The sequence below is a fragment of the Brevundimonas sp. EYE_349 genome, from assembly GCF_023147505.1.
Taxonomy (GTDB): Bacteria; Pseudomonadota; Alphaproteobacteria; order Caulobacterales; family Caulobacteraceae; genus Brevundimonas.
This window is the reverse complement of sequence record NZ_JAHXPB010000008.1, coordinates 124,649-144,088: the sequence shown is the minus strand read 5'-3', so window position 1 is coordinate 144,088 and position 19,440 is coordinate 124,649. Positions and strand designations below refer to the sequence as shown.

General features: G+C 66.1%; 17 protein-coding genes. 11 read left to right on the top strand and 6 right to left on the bottom strand.

Annotated features, from left to right (window positions below; genetic code table 11):
• Positions 1–139: 139 nt before the first annotated feature.
• Positions 140–1,492: an outer membrane protein transport protein gene (locus KZX42_RS14700; RefSeq protein WP_248120491.1), complete on the top strand. Its 1,353-nt coding sequence runs from the start codon at positions 140–142 to the stop codon at positions 1,490–1,492.
• A 114-nt stretch (positions 1,493–1,606) separates the two neighbouring features.
• Here KZX42_RS14700 and KZX42_RS14695 read toward each other — a convergent pair whose 3' ends face one another.
• Positions 1,607–3,154 carry a DEAD/DEAH box helicase gene (locus KZX42_RS14695; protein ID WP_248120489.1) on the bottom strand — a complete coding sequence of 516 codons (1,548 nt, stop codon included), beginning with the start codon at positions 3,152–3,154 and terminating at the stop codon, positions 1,607–1,609.
• Positions 3,155–3,388: 234 nt separating this feature from the next.
• Positions 3,389–3,958 carry a hypothetical protein gene (locus KZX42_RS14690; RefSeq protein ID WP_248120488.1) on the bottom strand — a complete coding sequence of 190 codons (570 nt, stop codon included), beginning with the start codon at positions 3,956–3,958 and terminating at the stop codon, positions 3,389–3,391.
• 172 nt (positions 3,959–4,130) lie between these two features.
• On the opposite strand from KZX42_RS14690, the gene KZX42_RS14685 reads away from it, so the two are divergent.
• On the top strand, positions 4,131–4,901 hold the full coding sequence (locus KZX42_RS14685) for a hypothetical protein (protein ID WP_248120486.1): 771 nt from the start codon (positions 4,131–4,133) through the stop codon (positions 4,899–4,901).
• Between the two features lie 358 nt (positions 4,902–5,259).
• On the top strand, positions 5,260–6,690 hold the full coding sequence (locus KZX42_RS14680; protein WP_248120484.1) for a hypothetical protein: 1,431 nt from the start codon (positions 5,260–5,262) through the stop codon (positions 6,688–6,690).
• 230 nt (positions 6,691–6,920) lie between these two features.
• Here the strand turns inward: KZX42_RS14680 and uvrB are convergent, their stop codons facing one another.
• Positions 6,921–9,263 carry an excinuclease ABC subunit UvrB gene (gene uvrB, locus KZX42_RS14675; RefSeq protein WP_248120483.1) on the bottom strand — a complete coding sequence of 781 codons (2,343 nt, stop codon included), beginning with the start codon at positions 9,261–9,263 and terminating at the stop codon, positions 6,921–6,923.
• A 144-nt stretch (positions 9,264–9,407) separates the two neighbouring features.
• Here uvrB and KZX42_RS14670 point away from each other — a divergent pair, with 144 nt between their 5' ends.
• From KZX42_RS14670 to KZX42_RS14645, 6 genes are all read left to right on the top strand, one after another.
• Complete coding sequence (locus KZX42_RS14670; RefSeq protein WP_248120481.1) at positions 9,408–9,743, top strand: helix-turn-helix transcriptional regulator; 336 nt, start codon at positions 9,408–9,410, stop codon at positions 9,741–9,743.
• A gap of 26 nt (positions 9,744–9,769) precedes the next feature.
• Positions 9,770–10,903 carry a hypothetical protein gene (locus tag KZX42_RS14665; RefSeq protein WP_248120479.1) on the top strand — a complete coding sequence of 378 codons (1,134 nt, stop codon included), beginning with the start codon at positions 9,770–9,772 and terminating at the stop codon, positions 10,901–10,903.
• A 54-nt stretch (positions 10,904–10,957) separates the two neighbouring features.
• The gene (locus KZX42_RS14660) at positions 10,958–11,659 is read left to right on the top strand and encodes a hypothetical protein (protein WP_248120477.1); all 702 of its coding nucleotides are present in this window, start codon (positions 10,958–10,960) and stop codon (positions 11,657–11,659) included.
• Positions 11,652–11,861 (top strand): helix-turn-helix domain-containing protein, encoded by a 210-nt coding sequence (locus tag KZX42_RS14655; RefSeq protein WP_248120476.1) that lies wholly within the window; start codon positions 11,652–11,654, stop codon positions 11,859–11,861. The genes KZX42_RS14660 and KZX42_RS14655 overlap by 8 nt, the downstream gene beginning before the upstream one ends.
• Positions 11,862–11,924: 63 nt before the next feature.
• Positions 11,925–13,058 (top strand): Ada metal-binding domain-containing protein, encoded by a 1,134-nt coding sequence (locus KZX42_RS14650; protein ID WP_248120474.1) that lies wholly within the window; start codon positions 11,925–11,927, stop codon positions 13,056–13,058.
• Positions 13,042–13,587 carry a methylated-DNA--[protein]-cysteine S-methyltransferase gene (locus KZX42_RS14645; protein ID WP_248120472.1) on the top strand — a complete coding sequence of 182 codons (546 nt, stop codon included), beginning with the start codon at positions 13,042–13,044 and terminating at the stop codon, positions 13,585–13,587. The genes KZX42_RS14650 and KZX42_RS14645 overlap by 17 nt, the downstream gene beginning before the upstream one ends.
• Here the strand turns inward: KZX42_RS14645 and KZX42_RS14640 are convergent.
• The gene (locus KZX42_RS14640; RefSeq protein WP_248120470.1) at positions 13,584–14,396 is read right to left on the bottom strand and encodes a tetratricopeptide repeat protein; all 813 of its coding nucleotides are present in this window, start codon (positions 14,394–14,396) and stop codon (positions 13,584–13,586) included. The genes KZX42_RS14645 and KZX42_RS14640 overlap by 4 nt on opposite strands.
• 209 nt (positions 14,397–14,605) lie before the next feature.
• Here KZX42_RS14640 and KZX42_RS14635 point away from each other — a divergent pair, with 209 nt between their 5' ends.
• Complete coding sequence (locus KZX42_RS14635) at positions 14,606–15,004, top strand: host attachment protein (protein WP_248120468.1); 399 nt, start codon at positions 14,606–14,608, stop codon at positions 15,002–15,004.
• A gap of 57 nt (positions 15,005–15,061) precedes the next feature.
• Here KZX42_RS14635 and KZX42_RS14630 read toward each other — a convergent pair whose 3' ends face one another.
• Positions 15,062–16,489 carry a metallophosphoesterase family protein gene (locus tag KZX42_RS14630; RefSeq protein ID WP_248120459.1) on the bottom strand — a complete coding sequence of 476 codons (1,428 nt, stop codon included), beginning with the start codon at positions 16,487–16,489 and terminating at the stop codon, positions 15,062–15,064.
• Positions 16,490–16,611: 122 nt separating this feature from the next.
• Positions 16,612–18,126 (bottom strand): threonine ammonia-lyase, biosynthetic, encoded by a 1,515-nt coding sequence (gene ilvA / locus KZX42_RS14625; protein WP_248120457.1) that lies wholly within the window; start codon positions 18,124–18,126, stop codon positions 16,612–16,614.
• A gap of 211 nt (positions 18,127–18,337) precedes the next feature.
• Between ilvA and nadA the strand changes: the two genes are divergently transcribed.
• On the top strand, positions 18,338–19,417 hold the full coding sequence (nadA, locus tag KZX42_RS14620; protein ID WP_248120455.1) for a quinolinate synthase NadA: 1,080 nt from the start codon (positions 18,338–18,340) through the stop codon (positions 19,415–19,417).
• Positions 19,418–19,440: the final 23 nt, after the last annotated feature.

The window sequence follows — 19,440 nt, the reverse complement described above, 5'->3', positions numbered from 1 at the left end:
GATGACACAGTTTCGCCCGGATCGGAGCAGAGAGCGGCCATGCGTGCAACGCTTTCTGGTCGAAAGCGCTGCGGCAACGTCTCTCCCCCGACACCCCACCGCCGCGTTTGATGGCGGGGGCTGCACTTAGGAATGGTACATGACCTCCAGGACTCTCGCCCGCGCGGGCGGCATCGCCCTGACCACCGCGCTTCTGGCCGGCGTCGCCGCGCCCGCCATGGCCGGTTCGTTCTATGTTCAGGAACAATCGACGCGGGGCCAGGGCCGCGCCAACGCCGGCGTCGGCGCCGACAAGGGCGTCCAGTCGCTGTGGTGGAACCCCGCCGCCATCGCCGGCACCCAGCGCGAAGTCTATACGGGCATGCACGGCCTGATCCTGGACTCCAGCGTCGACAACCGTGGTTCGACCCTGACCTACAATGTGCCCGTCGCCGGCGTCGGCGTGGTCAGCCGCACCTATCCGGTCAACGGCGATCCGCACGTCCATGACGTGGTCGAAAGCGGCATCGTGCCGAACTTCGCCATCTCGACCCCTATCGGTGATCGTTTCAACGTCGGTCTGGCCGTCCAGGCGCCCTACAACTTCACCACCAAATATCTGGCCGACGACTTCGCCCGCTACGACGCCCTGACCTCGGAACTGCGTTCCGCAAATGTCAGCCTGGTCGCCGCCGCCAAGGTCACCGACTGGCTGGACATCGGCGCCGGCTTCGACGCCCAATACGCCAAGGCCACCCTGTCCTCGGCTCTGCCGAACGCCCCGATCCCGGCCGTCCTGTCGCCCGCCTATGTCATTTCGCCGTCCACCGACGGTCGCAATCAGTTGGAAGGCGACGGCTGGAACTACGGCTGGAACGCCGGCGCCCAAATGCATTTCGGCAAGCTGGACCTGGGCCTGTCCTATCGTTCGGAAATCAAGCACGAGCTTGACGGCACGGTGAACATCTCGGGCCTGACCGGCGTCCTGGCCGGCGCCAACGTCTCGGCGGACGGCACGGCCAAGTTCACCACGCCGTGGTACGCCACCCTCTCGGCCCGCTACGCCGTGAACGACCGCCTGACCCTGAACGCCCAGGTCAACCAGATCGGCTGGAGCAAGTTCGACGCCATCCGCGTCAACTATGGCGCCACCGGCGCATCGACCATCGTTCAGGACTATGACGACGTCACCACCGGCGCGGTCGGTTTCGACTACAAGATCGACCCGACCATGACCTTCCGCGCGGGCGTGGGCTACGACCCGACCCCGACCCCGGACGATCACCGCACCGCCCGCATCCCGGACGGCGACCGCTGGCTCTACGCCGCCGGTCTGTCCAAGACGATGGGTTCGATGACCTTCGACGGCGCCGTGACCTACATCGACATCGACACCGCCGCGATCAACGACACGCGCGACGTCTATGGCAACGGTCTGGTCGTCTCGAACCTGCGGGGCGAGGCCAAGGGCAACGGCGTCGGCTTCTCGCTGGGCGCGACCTGGAACTTCTAAGGTCCGCATACGCCTGACATGAGAACGGCGGCTCCTGCGAAGGAGCCGCCGTTTTTTTTGCCGATCGCCGACCTGTCATCCTCGGCTCGAACCGAGGATGACGCAGGCTGGACGTCAGCCCTTGGCGGCCCCATAGCCCTTGCCGCCGTTCGACGGGCGGCGACGGGGACGACGCTTCATTTCACCCTCGGGACGCGGCTCGCTCTTGCGCGTATCGGCCGGGCGGGGTTCGCGCGGCGTGGTCTTTTCACCCGCCATCGGATTGTAGGTCTTCTCGGGACGCGCAGCCGCAGCCTCGCCGCCGCGATCGCCACGACGCTTGCGGTGGGGTTGGCCGCCGCCTTCCGGGCGCACGCCGTCGCGGTGCGGATTGCGGCGTCCGCGACCGCCACGGCCGCCTTCGTTGCGCTCGCCGCCTTCACGCTCGGGCAGGGTCGCCTTCTTGGCCACGCCGGCGGACATGATGGAGGCGTCCAGAGCCGCCAGCTGCTTGTCGTTGCGGCGGTCGGCGGCCGGGATCTTCTGGCGCGTGACCTTTTCGATGTCGCGCAGAAGCTTCATCTCGTCGCCGGCCACGAAGCTGACGGCGGTGCCGTCCTTGCCTGCCCGCGCCGTGCGGCCGATGCGGTGGACATAGGATTCCGGCACGTGCGGCAGTTCGAAGTTCACGACGTGCGAGACGCCGTCCACGTCGATGCCGCGCGCGGCGATGTCGGTGGCGACCAGAACGCGCAGCTTGCCCTTCTTGAAGGCTTCCAGCGTGCGCTCGCGCTGCGGCTGGGACTTGTTGCCGTGGATGGCCCCGGCCTCGACGCCGCCGGTCTCCAGATAGGCGGCGACCTTGTCGGCGCCGTGCTTGGTCTTGGTGAAGACCAGGCAGCGCTTGTATTCCGGGTCGCTGAACATCTCGGTCAGCAGGGCGCGCTTCTTGCCCTGTTCGATATAGACGACCGACTGGCTGATGCGCTGGACGGTGGTCGACTGCGGCGTGACCTGGACCTTGACCGGGTCTTTCAGCAGTTCGCCCGCCAGCTTGCCGATCTCCGACGGCATGGTGGCCGAGAAGAACAGGTTCTGGCGCTTGGCCGGAATGCGGCTGACGATCTGGCGGATCGGCTTGATGAAGCCCAGGTCCAGCATCTGGTCGGCCTCGTCCAGCACGAAGATTTCGGTCGAGGACAGGTCTAGGTTCTTCTGCTGGATATGGTCCAGCAGGCGGCCGGGCGCCGCGACCAGGATGTCCAGACCCTGTTGCAGGGCGCGTTCCTGGGCGCCGTATTTCACGCCGCCGAAGATCACCGCGACCCGGAAGCCCAGGTGGGCGCCGTAGGCCTTGAAGCTGTCGGCGATCTGGGTCGCCAGTTCGCGCGTGGGGCTCAGGATCAGGGCGCGCGTGGTGCGCGGCGCGGGCGGGGTGCGGTTCTCGGCCAGGCGGTGCAGGATCGGCAGGGCGAAGGCGGCGGTCTTGCCGGTGCCGGTCTGGGCGATGCCCAGCAGGTCCTTGCCGGCCATGACGTCGGGGATGGATTTCTCCTGGATCGGCGTGGGCTTGGTATAGCCGGTCGAGGCCAGAGCCTGGAGAAGGGCCTTGTTCAGGCCCATGGATTCGAAGGTGATGCTCACAGCAATGTCTTTCGCGTGCGGCAGGGCGCTTTCAGCCATGGCATGACGCCGTCGGGCCGCGCACCGCCAGTCCCGACGGAGCCTCGACATGAGGCCTGCGGGGTGGATCGGGCGCCGCCCCGCGTGTCCGGGCAGCGAATGAACTTGAGGAACCGGCGGCTGCTACAGTCAGGTCCGAAACGGACCCACACGCGCTGGAGACGCCGGAGATCGCGAGTGTGCGATGCGGCGCAAATGGGCGCTTATCGCCGATAAGTCAACCCGCCGCCCCGTTCAGGCCAGCCATCGCCGCGCCGCCTCTGGCAGGCCGTCGGGCAGGCCCAGCGCCTCGCGCCAAGCCTCGGGGTCCAGCCGCGCCATCTCCCGATCCAGCCAGGGCAGGGGTTTCAGCGTCCCGTCCGCGTCCCAGAACCGTTCGGCCCACGGCTGGTTCATCTCGATCGCCCGCGCCCGGTCCCGCGCCTCCGCCTCCGGCCCCAGGTGTTTGGCGCGCCAGTGATACAGCCACGGAATATGCCAGTCCGGCGCCGCGCTCAGCCGCTCGTCCTGCATCGCCTTCACCAGGCATTCGGCCAGCACCCGCGCCTCCTCCAGCCGCGCGTGAAAGTCGTCGCGCCGCGCCTGGATGTGGCGACACCAGCCTTCCGCCGGCTCCACCGGGGCGGCCGAGGCGGCCGGGTCGGGCCGCGTCCAGCCCTCGGCCTCGCGCCGCTTCCACAGGGCCGGCACCCCGACGTCATAGCGTTGCGCCACCGACCGGGCGGTTTCGCCGGCCTCCCACGCCTTGCGCGCCTCGGCCCAGACGGCGTCGGAGCGGATCTTGCGATGAATGCCCTGGCTCATGCCCGCCGTCGTCGCACGCCGTTGCGCCAAAGTCGGACGTAGGCGGCGCCGGCGGTGATTTAGGATGGCTGGCGCGTCTAACCTGACATCTCCACATATGGAAAATCAGGCATTTAGCCTCGAAATTCGGCAATCATCCGGCCTGAGGTAGGACTGCGCCCATACTGTCGGCATGACAAAACGCACCTACAAGATTCAACCGCCCCAGGTCTGGAACCGCATCCGCCAGGATTATCTGTCGGGTGATGACGCCCGGACTGTCGCCGATCGTCACGGCGTGACCGAGGCCGCCCTTCGCGCCCGCGCCACGCGCGAGGGCTGGTCCCGAAACCCCCGCAATGCGGCGGCGCCGCTTCTGGACGAGGGGTCTGCGGACGCCCTGCCGCTCCCGGCGATGGAGGCCCTGTCGGCGTCGGACGGCGATGTCCACGACCCCGCCGACCTGGCCCGCGCCGCCGCCCAGGCGTCCGGCCGCGCCCTGCACGCCCAGGACTTCCCCCAGGCCCGCGCCTTGGCGGCTTTAGCCGAGACCTATCGCAAGCTGGCCGACGGCGACGGGCGCGGACGCGCCGCCCGCCTGACGCTCAAGACCGCGCCCCTGCAACTGGTCTTCGACATCCTGACCAACCCGGACGAGGCCGAGCGTCGCTTCGCCATGAACACCAGCGACAAGAGCGACTGGGAACTGCGCGGCCACTACTGGCGGGAAAAGCAGAAGCTGGAGCGCGTCAACAATGAATGGGGCCACGCCCAACTGGCCCGCCGCGTCCAGCTGGAACGCCGCATCGCCGCGCTTGAGGCCCAGTTGCGCGAAGCCGGCCTCGACCCCGTCATCGAGCGCGAACGCGACCGCCGCATCTCCCAGGGCCTCGACCTCTACGTCGGCCGCCCGCGCGGGGTCATCTCGATGGAGGAATGGGACAAGACGCTGGATGAGCTGTGAAGCCCGATCCTTCTCCCCTTGCGGGAGAAGGTGGATTTCTAGGTCACTATTTCAGCTAGCGAATTTCGAGACAAGTGGAGCCGCCCAGGAGGGAACCATCGCGCCAACTGCGCGGGTATCACGTGGACGGATGAGGATAACCCCGCCATCTTTTAGGCCGGGTTCCGCTCGCGGTGCCTCGGCCCATGAGCGGCTATTCTGGATTTCTTCAAGGTGGCGATTTGCTCTTAGGCTTGGGGCCGAAAGCGGACGTGGCCCGCCAGATCGGAAAGCGTCGCCGTTGACGTGAGCCAAGGGTGGATTGCAAGCTAGTCAATGCCTAAGCTCGAGTATCAGTGATCAACCTACCAGAATGAGCATGAGCCGGAAGCTACAATCACCGAAGCTGTTCTCGGCGCATTTCGATATTGATCCAGCCGAACTCGACATGGCGGGCCTATTCGACCCGATCCTCAATTGCGACACGCCGCTTTTCGTCGACCCGCTTCTGTTGAGAACCAGTTCGAACGAAGTCGCCAGCGGCGAATGTTACGATCAACTCCGCGCGCGGTTCGCCAACGTGGTTCGTCTCCTTGATGCCTCGCAAAATCCGGGTGATCCCGCGTGGAAAGCGGCGGAGCGCCAACTCGATCTTTCCGAGCGCCCCGAAACCTGCCTCGGCTTTGGTGGCGGCTCGATTCGCGGCAGCTCTCGGCCCGAGGCGCTGCGGACGACAATCCTCAAGACCACCAAGGAAATCGTCAGGCTCGGGGAGAATGACCCGGAGATCATCTCTCTCATGGGGATGTTCGAAGATGGCGTGGGACCGGATACCATCAGCGATCTCACGACGACTGCGATTTCCAAGGGGCTCGCTAAGCTCACGAGTGAATTCGCCGTCGCCCACGGCATTACCGTCAAAAACTTCCCGCAGTTCTTCGGAATGCCGCTGCCAAGCAATCCGTACCGGCCCAACACGCCAGTACTGCTTGTCCCGAGCGATGTACTGCGTGATTTACCGCTTGCCACAGATTGGAGTGACGTTTCGGAGGTGGCATTCCAAAACCAGCTTATCCGCGACGCCTTCAACAGCTTTGTCGGTGACATCAGCAAGGCCACTGTCTCCGACAAGAAGCACGCTATCAAGCGCGCAGCGATGTTGTCATTAGAGAATTTCCGCGCCCTGCTCGAAGCCGTTCTGAGTGGCAGCACCAACTACGATCCTAATGAAGATATTCTCGGCTTTTACGCTTTCAGAAAGGTCCTCAGCGGAAACCTCGATGCCTTCCGGGGGGGAATCGCGCCGCCCCGCACAAAATCCAAAGAAGAGATTGTCCGGATTGTCGGCGAGATCATCGTCCATTTTCGCCGCTTGGTGGAGGAGAACAATAGTTGGGAGTTGCTTTGGAGCAACGGTCGGCCGCGCAAAGAGCGCGCAGCTCAGCTCCTCTTTTTCGCCGTATCCGACGCATATTGCCAAGCCAACAACGTGGACATCAGCCCGGAAATGAACCCCGGCGGTGGGCCTGTCGATTTCAAGTTTTCATCTGGCTACGCCAACCGCGTTCTAGTCGAAGTCAAACGGTCCATGGGTGCGGTTAAGCATGGGTACGAGAAGCAACTTGAAGTGTACAAAGCTGCCTCCAATACCGATGCCGCATATTTTTTGGTGATCGAGTTTGGCGACAATTGGGATGCGAAGCTCCAGGCGATCACCGACCTCCGCAACGCGGCGGTGATAGCAAACGAACCAGCTTCTCTTATCGAGATCGTGGACGCGTCCCAGCGGACTTCGGCGAGTAAGCGTTAGCTTCGGCTTCTCTGCGTCTTAAGTCAGCAATATTCACGCCTAGGTCGCAGAGTTATTGATCTGGGTGCGAATGATGGACTCAATAACCTCCCAGCGATCGTGAGTAATCTAACGCGCCTCTGAGCGCGCCTGCTGATGGTTAGCGCACATATTCGCGATCTGGGCAAAGGTCAGGTTGAACATCCGACCTCGCTCCGCTCGGCCAGCTTCTCCCCCTAGGGAAGAGAGGTTTAGAGTCGCCCCTTCCTGAACCGCTCCTGCGCTTCCGCCGCCGCCTCCTTGCGCCATTTCTTCGGGGCTGACCGGTCCACCTCTTCGCCCGCGCCGGTCAGGGCTTCGTTGGCGAACTCCAGGTCCATCAGCTTCATGCGCTTGATCTCGTCGCGCAGGCGGGCGGCTTCTTCGAACTCCAGGTTGGAGGCGGCCTCGCGCATGCGGCCTTCCAGATCGCGCAGGGCGGCCTGGAAGTTGGAGCCGACGAAGGGTTTGGAAGCCTCAGCCACGCCCGGCTTGGTCAGGCGGTCCAGGTCGCGCGACTCATAGGGGCTGTCCAGGATTTCCTTGATGTCGCGCTTGACGCTTTCGGGCGTGATGCCGTGTTCGGCGTTATAGGCCTGTTGCCGTTCCCGGCGGCGGTCGGTCTCGGCGATGGCGCGCTCCATACTGCCGGTCATGCGGTCGGCGTACAGAATGACGCGGCCGTCCACATTGCGGGCGGCGCGGCCGATGGTCTGGATCAATGAGGTCTCCGAGCGGAGGAAGCCCTCCTTGTCCGCGTCCAGAATGGCGACCAGGCCGCACTCGGGGATGTCCAGCCCCTCGCGCAGCAGGTTGATGCCGATCAGGCAGTCGAACGAGCCCAGGCGCAGGTCGCGCAGGATCTCGATCCGCTCCAGCGTGTCGACGTCGGAGTGCATGTAGCGGACGCGGATGCCCTGCTCATGCATATATTCGGTCAGGTCCTCGGCCATCTTCTTGGTCAGGGTGGTGACCAGGCTGCGATAGCCGCGCGCCGTGGTGGCCTTGACCTCGTCGATGACGTCGTCGACCTGGTTGCGGGTCTTGCCGGAGACGGGGCGGATCTCGACCGGCGGGTCGATCAGGCCGGTGGGGCGGATGACCTGTTCCACGAAGACGCCGCCCGCGCGCTCCATCTCCCACGGGCCGGGGGTGGCGCTGACGTGCACCGTCTGGGGCCGCATGGCGTCCCATTCCTCGAACTTCAGCGGGCGGTTGTCGATGCACGACGGCAGGCGGAAGCCGTATTCCGCCAGCGTCGACTTGCGGCGGTAGTCGCCCCGGAACATGCCGTTGATCTGGCCGATGGTGACGTGGCTCTCGTCCACGAACAGCAGGGCGTTGTCGGGGATGTATTCGAAGAAGGTCGGCGGCGGCTCGCCCGGCGCGCGGCCGGTCAGCCAGCGGGAATAGTTCTCGATGCCGGCGCAGGAGCCGGTGGCCTCCATCATCTCCAGGTCGAAGCGAGTGCGTTGCTCCAGGCGTTGCGCCTCCAGCAGCTTGCCGTTCTCGACCATCCAGTCCAGCGTCTCCTTCAGCTCCGCCTTGATGCCGTTGGTCGCCTGGTTCAGCGTGGGGCGCGGGGTGACATAGTGGCTGGCGGCGTAGACGGTGATCTCGGTCAGGTCGGCGGTCTTCTTGCCGGTCAGGGGATCGAACTCCTGGATCGCCTCCAGCTCGTCCCCGAACAGGCTGATGCGCCACGCCCGATCCTCCAGGTGGACGGGGAAGATCTCGATCACGTCGCCGCGTTTCCTGAACATGCCCCGATCGAAGTTCAGGTCGTTGCGCTTGTATTGCAGCGCGATCAGGTCGGCGCGCAGCTTGGCCTCGTCGATCTGATCCCCGACCTTCAGCGTGAAGGTCATGGCGGTATAGGTCTCGACCGACCCGATGCCGTAGATGCAACTGACCGACGCCACCACGATCACATCGTCCCGCTCCAGTATCGCCCGCGTCGCCGAGTGGCGCATCCGGTCGATCTGCTCGTTTATGCTTGAGTCCTTCTCAATGTACGTGTCTGTGCGCGGAACATAGGCTTCAGGCTGGTAGTAATCGTAGTAGCTTACAAAGTATTCAACGGCATTGTCGGGAAAGAAAGCCTTGAATTCGGAATAGAGTTGCGCCGCCAGCGTCTTGTTCGGGGCCAGGATCAGGGCCGGGCGCTGGGTCTGTTCAATGACCTTGGCCATGGTGAAGGTCTTGCCTGAGCCGGTGACGCCCAGCAGCACCTGATCCCGGTCGCCGGCGTCCGCCTGGGCCACCAGTTCGGCGATGGCGGCGGGCTGGTCCCCTGCAGGGGTGTATTTGGTCTCCAGCCGGAACCTGCCGCCTTTCTTGGTCCCTTCGCGCGAGGGACGGTGCGGCACCCAGTCGGCGGGGGCGGCGACCGGCTCCTCCGGCGTCAGGCGCGGGCCGGTGACCGGGGCGAACATCGGCATCTTGCCTGTATCGCGGATGAAGGCGGCCGACGCCTCCTGCACGCCAGGGTTTGGCACGTGGACGGGTTTGGCGGGCTTGGCGGCGGCGGGCTTCGGCGTCGAAGAACGGTTCATGAACAGAACTTAGTGCGTGAGGGCGTATCTCGCCATAGCGCGCCGCAGGGCGGGCGGTTTCGCCTCAAGGCCGACTTGACTCTGTCGTACAGTATGTCCCATACACTGTGTGTCACACACTATGTGACGCACGGAGGCTTGAGATTGAGCCAGAATGAAGAGGCGCTGCTATTCGAGAGCCTGCGTCTGGAACTGCGGCGGGGGTCGCTTATCCTGGCCGTGCTGGCCAGCCTGAGGCGCGAGCAATACGGCTATTCGCTGCGGGTTTCTCTCGGCGAGGCGGGGATCGAGATGGAGGAAAGCACCCTCTATCCGCTGCTGCGCCGGCTGGAGAGCCAGGGGCTGCTGGACAGCGAATGGCGAGAGGAAGAACGGCGCAAGAAGCGGTTCTATCGCCTGTCGACGCGCGGCGAGACGATGCTGAAACGACTGGCGGTGGAATGGCGGGGTCTTTCGGCCTCGCTGGAGGCGATGCTGTGAAAAACGGGACTGAAGGAGGGGCCGATATGGACCTGGTGGAACGCTATCTGAACGCCTTGGCGGCGCAACTGCCCAAGGCCGTTCGCGAGGACATCGTCGCCGAACTGCGCGACGAGATCATAGGACGGTTGGAGGCGCTAGAGGCCCGTCTGGGGCGGCCGGCGACGGACGACGAGGTCGAGGGGCTGTTGCGCGAGGTCGGTCATCCGCTGAGCGTCGCCGCGCGCTATCGTCCAGGGCCGCAGGCGCTGATCGGGCCGACACTTTATCCGTGGTGGCTGTTCGGGGCCAAGGTCGGGCTGGTGGTCATGGCGGGCTTCACCCTGGTCGGGCTGGCGGTGCGGGTGCTGGTCGGCGACATCTATGTGGGGCAGGCCGTCGGTCAGGCCTTCGCCAGCCTGTTCAGCGGTGCCGTCACCGTGGTCGGCCTTCTGACCATCGCCGGATTCATTCTGGAGCGGCAGGAGAAGAAGCCGGACTTCATCGCCCAATGGCGGGTCAAGGATTTGGGCGTGTTCGAACTGGGCGGCGACTTCGACGCCGAACGCTGGACCAGCGACCGGATCGCCAGGGGCGAGTGGTTCAGTAGGGGGCGCGAACGCCCATCGAAATCGGGCCGTGAAGTGCGCAAGGGCGCCCAGATGTCGCCGGTCGCCCGCGCGGCGGCCAGCGCCATCGGCTGGTCGGTCATGCTGTTGTGGTGGACCGGCCTGTTGCAGATCCGTCCGATCCAGCCCGAGGAATGGGCCGGCGTGGTCGACGGCGTGAACTACGGCCGTATTCTGGGTCAGATGTTCGCCGTCGCATACTGGCCGGTCATCCTGTTCGCCGTGTGCCGGATCGGGTTCGATCTGATGCGGGTGATCGCGGGCGCGAACGCGCGCCTGACAGCGGCCGGCGATATCCTGTTCGGCCTGGCCGCGGCCTGGGGCGTGCTGTGGATCTGGTTCTGGTCGGCCTTATCGCCGGTGATATGGGTTGGGACGGCGACGGCCTTCTTCGAACGAATCCGCATTCTCATCGACCGCTCCGGCGGGCAAGAGGCCAGTCTGGCGACCATATTGATGGTGGTCGTGGTCTGGGCCTTTGCGGTGGAAGTGGCCCGTATCGTGCGGGCGGGAGCGCGCCTGGCGGCCGGGGCCGACAAAAAGGCCGCTTGACGTCGTGTAACCTATAGGTGATATGTAACCTGAAGGTGACTTGAGGAGGTTGCAATGACCCACAACGAAGCGGATGCCGTGCGGCGGATGACGACGCAAAGGGGGCGATGCTGGTGGAGCGGCGTCGCCCTGGCCGTCGTCGGGGGCATGGGGCTGATCGGCGGCACGGGTTTCGCCCTGCTGAACGGAACGGGCGGCGATCAGGCGACGATCGCCGGGATCGCGGCCGGGATGGGGTTCGGACTAATCCTGGTGGGCGGGCTGGCGATGTGGTGGGGCCGCCCTGGTCGCCCGCTCAATCCCGGCGCCAGCCGCGACGGCGCCCGCCGCGAAAAGCTGCAACGCGAGCGGACGCGCCAACTGGTGCTGTTTCCCTTGGTCCTGCTGCTGTTCATGTTCCAGGCGCAGATGGGGATGCAGCGAGTATTGGGGGGCGATCACAATGCGGGCGCCTATGTGCAGATCCTGTTGCCTATTCTGTACGGCTGGTTGATCCCGGTCCTGGTGATGGGGTGGGACTTGCACGCGCGGCGCAACCGCCGCCTGCTGGAGGACGAACTGACCCAGGTCATGCGGGCGAAGTCGATGATCCTGGCTTTCGTCGTGCTGATGGGCGGCGTGACCGTGGCGCTGGGCCTGGGGCTTTGGCGGGCCGATTATGGGGTGATGGCGCTGCCCTATGTGCTGGCGCTGGGCGGCGCCTCGGCGGGGTTGCGATTCGCCTGGCTGGACCGCGAGGCCGGCCGCGATGGGTGATCCACGCCTGGGCTCCAGGCTCAAGGACGTTCGCACCGCCGCCGGCTTGACGCAGCAGGGGCTGGCCGACCTGGCCGGGGTGTCGCGCAAGACCATAAATACGGTCGAGAACGGCGTCTTCATCCCGTCCACCCTGCTGGCGCTGGACTTGGCGCGGGCGCTGGAAACCACCGTGGATGCCCTATTCTTCCTGAAGGACTGATCTGATCGATCTATGTCCGAAAACCGCGAGACATCGCGCGGCGCGGCGGGCATCCTTTAGGTCATGAATACAGGTCTGGATCAGGACGCCTGCTGGCGGGCGGTGGTGGCGAGGGACGCCCGTTTCGACGGGCGGTTCTTCACCGGCGTCGTCTCGACCGGCATCTACTGCCGTCCGGTCTGCCCGGCGCGCACGCCCAAGCGCGAGAATGTGGTCTTTCACCCGACGGCGGCGGCGGCCGAGGCGTCGGGCCTTCGGGCCTGTCTGCGCTGCCGGCCCGAGACGGCGCCGGACTTCGCCGGCTGGCGGGGCGAGACGCCGCGCGGGGGCGCCTGGCGCGGCACCGCGAATACGGTCAGCCGCGCGTTGGCCCTGATCGAGGCGGGGGCGCTGGACGCCGGCGACACGGAGGCCCTGGCCGCGCGGTTGGGGCTAGGCGAGCGGCAACTGCGACGCCTGTTCCGCCAGCACCTGGGCGCCGCGCCGGTCAGCGTGGCCCAGACCCGGCGCGTGCTTCTAGCCAAACAGCTGATCCACGAGACCGACCTGTCGATGGCCGATGTGGCCCTGGCGGCAGGTTTCGGCAGCGTGCGGCGTTTCAACGAGACGTTTCAGGCCCTGTATGGCCGGGCGCCGTCGGACCTGCGGCGACGCAAGACTGGCGGCGAAGTCGGGGGCGAGGCGGGCGGGGCGATCAGGCTCGGTCTGACCTATCGCCCGCCCTATGACTGGCCGGCCATGATGGGCGCGCTGGCGACGCGCCGGGCGGCGGACGAAACGGTGGTGAACGGCGTTTGGACGCGACGGCTGCGTGCAGCGGTGGATGGCGCGGACGGATCGGTGACGCTGCGCCCCGCCGCCAACGGTAAGGCGGAGGTCCAGGCCCGTATCGGCGCGCTGAAGGCCCTGCCGGGCGTTCTGGCCCGCGTGCGGCGCGTGTTCGACCTTGCCGCCGACCCAGAGGCGATCGCGCGTGATCTGTCGGCCGATTCCCTCCTGCAGCCTTTGCTTCAGGTGCGGCCGGGGCTTAGGCCCGCAGGAGACTGGATCGACGTGGGCGAGGATGCGCCCAGCGACCGATTGGTGACGCGCGACGGCGATCTGCTGGCGCGCGCGGAGCGGTGGCGGCCGTGGCGGGCCTACGGCGCCCTCTACTGGACCCTGAGCAAGGAGCTTCGACATGACCGGACAGGCTGAGATGGCCCACGCGCATCCGCTGATCCTGACGCTGGACCGGCTGGCGTCGCCGGTCGGCGAGGTGATGGTCGTGACCGACGCTGACGGTGCGGTTCGAGCATTGGATTTCCACGACTACGAGCCACGGCTGCGGCGATTGCTGACCCGACACTATGACGCGGTCGTGCTGAGCGAAGGTCGGGCGCCGCAGCCGGTGCGCGAGGCCGTCGACGCCTGGTTCGGCGGCGAGCTGACCGCCTTCGACGGGCTAGAGGTCCGCACCGGCGGCACCGTGTTTCAGCGCGCGGTCTGGCGGGCTCTGCGCGACATCCCCGCCGGCGAGACCCGCACCTATGGCCAACTGGCGGCCGCCATCGGCGCGCCAAAGGCCGTCCGGGCGGTGGGCCTGGCGAACGGCGCCAATCCCGTCGGCGTCATCGTGCCCTGCCACCGCGTGATCGGCGCGAACGGCGCCTTGACCGGCTATGCGGGCGGCCTCGAACGCAAACGCTGGCTGCTGGCCCACGAAGCGGGCGGTCGGTTGCTCTAGCGGGTTGGGCGCGCCGACGTCGACGACAGAGGCGCGACCACCTGGGGCGCGGCAGGCGCAGCGCCAGCTTTCAGTTGGGAGATATATTCCAACTCGCGCTTGGCGTTTGCGTCGTCGGGGTCGATCTGCAGCGCGGCCTCGTAGGCGGCCTTGGCCTCATCCAACCGGCCCAGTTCGATCAGGCTGAAGCCCCGCCGACGATGGAACGGGCCGCGATGCAGGACCATCATGACGTCGTTGTCGGCCAGGGCGGCGTCCGACAGGGCCAACGCCTCGTCCCACCGGCCCAGCCCCTGAAGGGCGGCGGCCTTTTCGACGAGCAGCAACCAGTTCTTGGGTTGCGCCTTCAGTACACGATCCAGATAGGCGACCCCTTCCTCATACCGCCGCGCTTCGACCGCGTCCGAGGCGAGCATAAGAGCTATGTCGCCATACACGTTCGGCAGGGCGGTCGCGCCCTTGGCGGCGCCATCTTTCTGCGCCGTGGCCGACAGTGCGATCATCATGACCACCACATCGCCAGGATCGGTCAGTCGGACGATATTCTGACCATCCTGCTCGGCGACCTGGCCATAGTCGGCCGGCATCCGATCCAGCGCCTGGCGCAGCGCCGGAAGATGGCGCGCAAGGCCGGGATAGCCCCGACGCTGAAACTCGCCGTTGGCCCGTATGAACAGATCGTGGTCCTGACGTTCCTGCCGCGTCATTTGCGGCGAGGCGGCCGCGACAGCTGGAGCAAGCGCCGTCGCTGGTCTGGTCGCCATGGCGACTGTCGAAAGCGCCAGCGTCGCGACGAAAATCTTCAACATGGCGATCCGTCCCTCGTTTGGTCACAGTCTAATCACAACCTCCGGTCGCTGACGAGGTCCCCTTACGTGGTTGCTACGCGGCATTCGGAAGCCGACCCCAGCGCGAATGTCTTGACGCCTTGTCGTGCGACATCGTGCGTGACACGCCAAGGCAACGGCACAGGCTCCGGTTCGTTACCTCCAGCCCGAAAGAGACTGGAGAACCGACGATGAAACTTTCCAATGGCGCGCTGGTGGCGGTGCTGGACGGCGAGAAGCTGGCTCTGTTCAAGAACACGAATGGTTCCGACATCACCCTGGTCCCGCTGGAGAACCCGCCCATCGCCGACCGGGTGTCCGGCTCGGCCGGGCGGCGCTCCAACGAAGCCAATCCCGACAACGACACCCAGGCCGAGGACGGCTTCGCCATGGGCGTGGCCGAGGTGCTGAACAAATGGTCGGTCACCAACAAGATCGATGAACTGCTGGTGATCGCCGCGCCCAAGACGCTGGGCGAACTGCGCAAGCATTGGCACAAGGATTTGCAGGGCAAGCTGGTCGGTGAGATCGCCAAGGATCTGACCGGCCATTCCAGTGACCAGATCGCGGCCGCCATCGAAAAGGCTTGATGCTTCCGATCCGATGACCATGCAGAGAGGGGGGGCGCAAGCGCCCCCTTTTTGTCGTCAGTCCTTGATTTCGGCGGTGCAGGGCCGGCCGTCTGGACCGGCGACGCCGTCGCAACGGCGGGCGGCGGGCAGTGCTTCGTCCGTTTCGACCAAACGATTGCGACCATCCGCCCCGCGCCTCAGGGAAAAGGCGTCGTAAAGATCGCCGTCGGCGGTGAAGGCCCGGAAGGCGATGTGGTCGTCGGCGACGTCGATGACCTGATAGAGTTCGGTATTCTCGGCGGCGCGAACCGGCTGCACGTCGGCGCGGTCGTTCAGCCCATACATTTTGGAGCCGACCACCGATACCAGATAGACCGGCCCCGCCGGCTGTCCCGCATCCGAGGCCGCGCGAGAGGCCGCGGCGCCGCCCTCGTTGGAAACGCGGGCGTAGCAGTGGTCGTGGCCCTGCAGGACCAAATCCACCTTGTGACGTTCGAAGATCGGCTTCCAGGCGGCCTTCAGGGCGGTGGTGTCGTTCGGCCGCGCGCAGGTGAAGATCGGCTGGTGCATCAGGACGATGGTCCAGCGCGCCATGCTTTCGGACAGCACGCGCTCCAGCCAAACGGTTTGGCTGTCAAGCGTGCCGAGGTCGAGAGCCGAGGTGCCGTCCAGCACCACGAACCGCGCGCCCTGGAAATCGAAGACGTAGGAGGTCGCCTCGGCGCCCCGCGCGCCATTGGCGGGCAGGGCGTGGTGAGGCGTCCAGCCCGGACCCAGTTCGCGGGTCTCCGAACCGTCGGCGGCGGCGGCGTCGCGGTATTCGTGGTTTCCGGCGGCCACGGCCTGAGGGATCATGGCGAAGGCGTAGCCGCCTGCTTCGGTCCATTCGCCGTATTCGTCGTCGTTCACCTTGGTCTCGCGCTGGGCCACCTGGTCGCCGGCGTGGACGGCCAGGGCGACCGGGCCGGACGACAGGAAGGCCTGACGAATGACGCGCGACCCAATCTCAAGGATGTCGTTCTGCGTGTCGCCGAAATAGAGGAAGCGGAACGGCGCCGGCTCGGCCTTGGCGGTGGTGAAGGGCAGCCATTCCGACCAGCCATCGGCGGCCTTGACCCGATAGACATAGCGGGCGCCCGGCGTCAGGTCGGTAAAGCGGACATGGTGGTGGTTGGCTGGGCCGTTCTCGGCCGTCGCGGCGATTGTTTTTCCCGCCACGGTGCGGGCCGCGTGGTCCAGCAAGGGGCCGGCGATGTCCAGAGCGATCTGGGCTTGCGCGCTGGTCTGGCGTGTGTCGGTGCGCCAGGCGACGGCCATTTCGCGCGCGGCGTCCGCGCCGGGCGACAGAACGATCCGGTCGGCCCAGCCCTTGGCGGCGTAGCGGCCGTTCGGCGCCTGGGTCGGCGGGGGCAGGGGATCGGGATCGGGCGGCGCGACCACCTGGGCCTGGGCCGCGCCCGCGCCGATGAGCGCGCACAGCGCGATGGTCGAAAACAGTCGCATGGCGGTCCCCCGGATCGATCCGGGCCAGCTAGAGGCGCTGGATGTCGGGTCGGCGACGAAGATGCGACGGTTTCGTCATCATCGCTCCTTGCCCATGCGACGCATCGTCGCCTTCCGGTCCCTCAGACGCCGTCCAGGAACAGGCGGCAGGCGGGATTGTCGGTCTCCTCGACATAGGGATAGCCCAGGTCAGCCAGGGCGGCCGCGAACCGATCCTGATCCTGCGGCGGCACGCTGATCCCGGCCAGCACCCGGCCCACGTCGTCGCCGTGGTTGCGATAGTGAAACAGGGTCAGGGCCCAGGCGGGTTGCAGGCTGTTCAGGAACCGCAGGAAGGCGCCGGGCCGTTCGGGGAACTGGAAGCGCAGGATGCGCTCGTGCGGCAGCCCCACGGTGCGACCGCCGACCATATATCGGACGTGCAGCTTGGCGGTCTCGTTGTCGCTCATGTCCTCGACGGCGTAGCCGCCCGAACGCAGGGCGGCGATCAGGTCGTCACGCTCGTGCGGGCCGTTCCTCAGCGCCACCCCGACGAAGATCTGCGCCTGGCCATCGCCGGACCAGCGATAGTTGAACTCGGTCACCGACCGGCCGTCCAGACTGTTCAGGAAGCGGCGATAGTCGTCGCGGTCGTCCCTCATCGCCACGGCCAAAAGGGCCTCGGCGCCTTCGCCGATCTCTGCCCGTTCGGCGACGTAACGCAATCGGTCGAAGTTGACGTTGGCGCCCGAGTTGATGGCGATCAGCGAGCCATCCCCCGGGTTGGCGGCCGCCCAGGCCTTCAGCCCGGCCAAGGCCACCGCGCCGGAGGGTTCGGCGATGGCGCGGCTGTCATCGAAGATGTCCTTGATCGCCGCGCAGATGGCGTCGGTGTCCACCAGTACGATCTCGTCGAGCAGGGTCTTGCACAGCGAGAAGGTCTGGTCGCCCACGCGACGCACCGCGACCCCGTCGGCGAACAGGCCGACCTCGTTCAAGGTCACGACCTGGCCCGCGTCCAGGGCGGACTTCATGGTGGGCGCATCGACCGGCTCTACCCCGATGACGCGGGTTTCGGGCCGCAGGAATTTGACGATGGCGGCGACGCCGGCCGCCAGACCGCCGCCGCCGATGGGCACGAAGACGGCCTGGATCGGATCGGCGTGCTGACGAGCGATCTCCAGTCCCACCGTGCCTTGGCCGGCGATGACGTCGGGATCGTCGAACGGATGAATGAAGACCGCGCCGGTCTGCTGCTCCAGTAGGCGCGCATGGGCGTAGGCGGCGTCGAAACTGTCGCCATGCAGCACGACCTCGCCGCCCAGCGCCCGGACGGCGGCGACCTTGATGCCGGGCGTGGTGGTCGGCATGACGATGGTCGCTTGCGTCTCGCGACGCGCCGCCGCCAGGGCCACGCCTTGCGCGTGATTGCCGGCCGAGGCGCAGATGACGCCGCGCGCCAGTTCGCTTTCGGACAGGCCGGCGATCTTGTTGTAGGCGCCGCGGATCTTGAACGAGAAGACAGGCTGCAGGTCCTCGCGCTTCAACAGGACGGGCCGCTGCATCCGCGCCGAGAGGCGACTCAAAGGGTCGAGCGGGGTCTCCTCCGCCACGTCATAGACACGGGCGGTCAGGATGCGGCGAATGGTGTCCTGCATGGAAATATCGAAAAGACGCTGAGGTCGGAAACGAAACGGGCCTTCGTCTAGGCGATAGCGGCGCTTTTGGGAAAGGTTTTTGCGCTTTGTCCCTATCGCGAAACGCGCTTCCGCCTCGCCGACGTCGGTTTCCTCTTGCGCGCGGCCCCTATCGGCCTACATTGGTTCCGCTTATGCTAACTTTGAGCATAAGGGTAGGGAGAAGGCGGTCATGGCGGACGGCGTGTTCGGTCTGACGAAGGATCTGGAACGGGAGACCGACGGGGTGTGGGCCAAGGTCAAGGACCACGTGACCCCCCTGGAGTGGCCCGAGCAGGCGCGGCTGATCAGCGAGATCAATCGGCTGAAGCGCGAGCGCGACGCCGTGATCCTGGCCCACAACTATATGACGCCGGAAATCTTTCATGGGGTCGGCGACTACGTGGGCGACAGCCTGGGCCTGGCCAAGGAGGCCGCGCGATCGGACGCCAGAGTGATCGTCCAGGCGGGCGTCCACTTCATGGCCGAGACGTCGAAGATCCTATCTCCCGAGAAGACCGTGTTGATCCCGGACCTCAAGGCCGGCTGTTCGCTGGCCTCGTCGATCACGGGGGCGGACGTGCGGCTGATCAAGCAGCGCTATCCCGACCTGCCGGTCATCACCTATGTCAATACGACGGCCGAGGTGAAGGCCGAGACCGACATCTGCTGCACCAGCGCCAACGCGGTTCAGGTGGTGGAATGGGCGGCGAAGGAATGGGGCGTGAACCGTGTCATCCTGATCCCCGACGAGTTCCTGGCCCGCAACGTGGCGGCCCAGACGACAGTCGGGATCATCGCCTGGAAGGGCCATTGCGAGGTGCACAAGCGCTTCACCGTCCAGGACATCGCGGACATGCGCGACGCCTGGCCGGACGCCGAGGTTCTGGCCCATCCTGAATGCCCGGAAGAGATTTTGGCGGCCTCGGACTTCGCCGGATCGACGGCGGCCATGACCGACTATGTCGAGCAGCGCCGGCCCAAGCGCGTGGTGTTGATCACCGAATGCTCGATGGCGTCCAACATCAAGGGCGACGTGCCCAGCGTCGAGTTCGTCGGTCCCTGCAATTTGTGCCCGCACATGAAGCGGATCACGTTGCGGAACATCCACGACTGCCTGGTGAACCTGCAATTCGAAGTGACCGTGCCCGAGGAGATGATCGAGCGCGGGCGTCTGGCCGTCCAGCGGATGATCGACCTGCCGCCGCCCGCCGTTCCAGCTCGTTACGACATCGTAAAGGCGCGTCATCACGTGGATGTGGAGCTGATCTGAGGCGCGGCGTTCGGTCCCGGCGA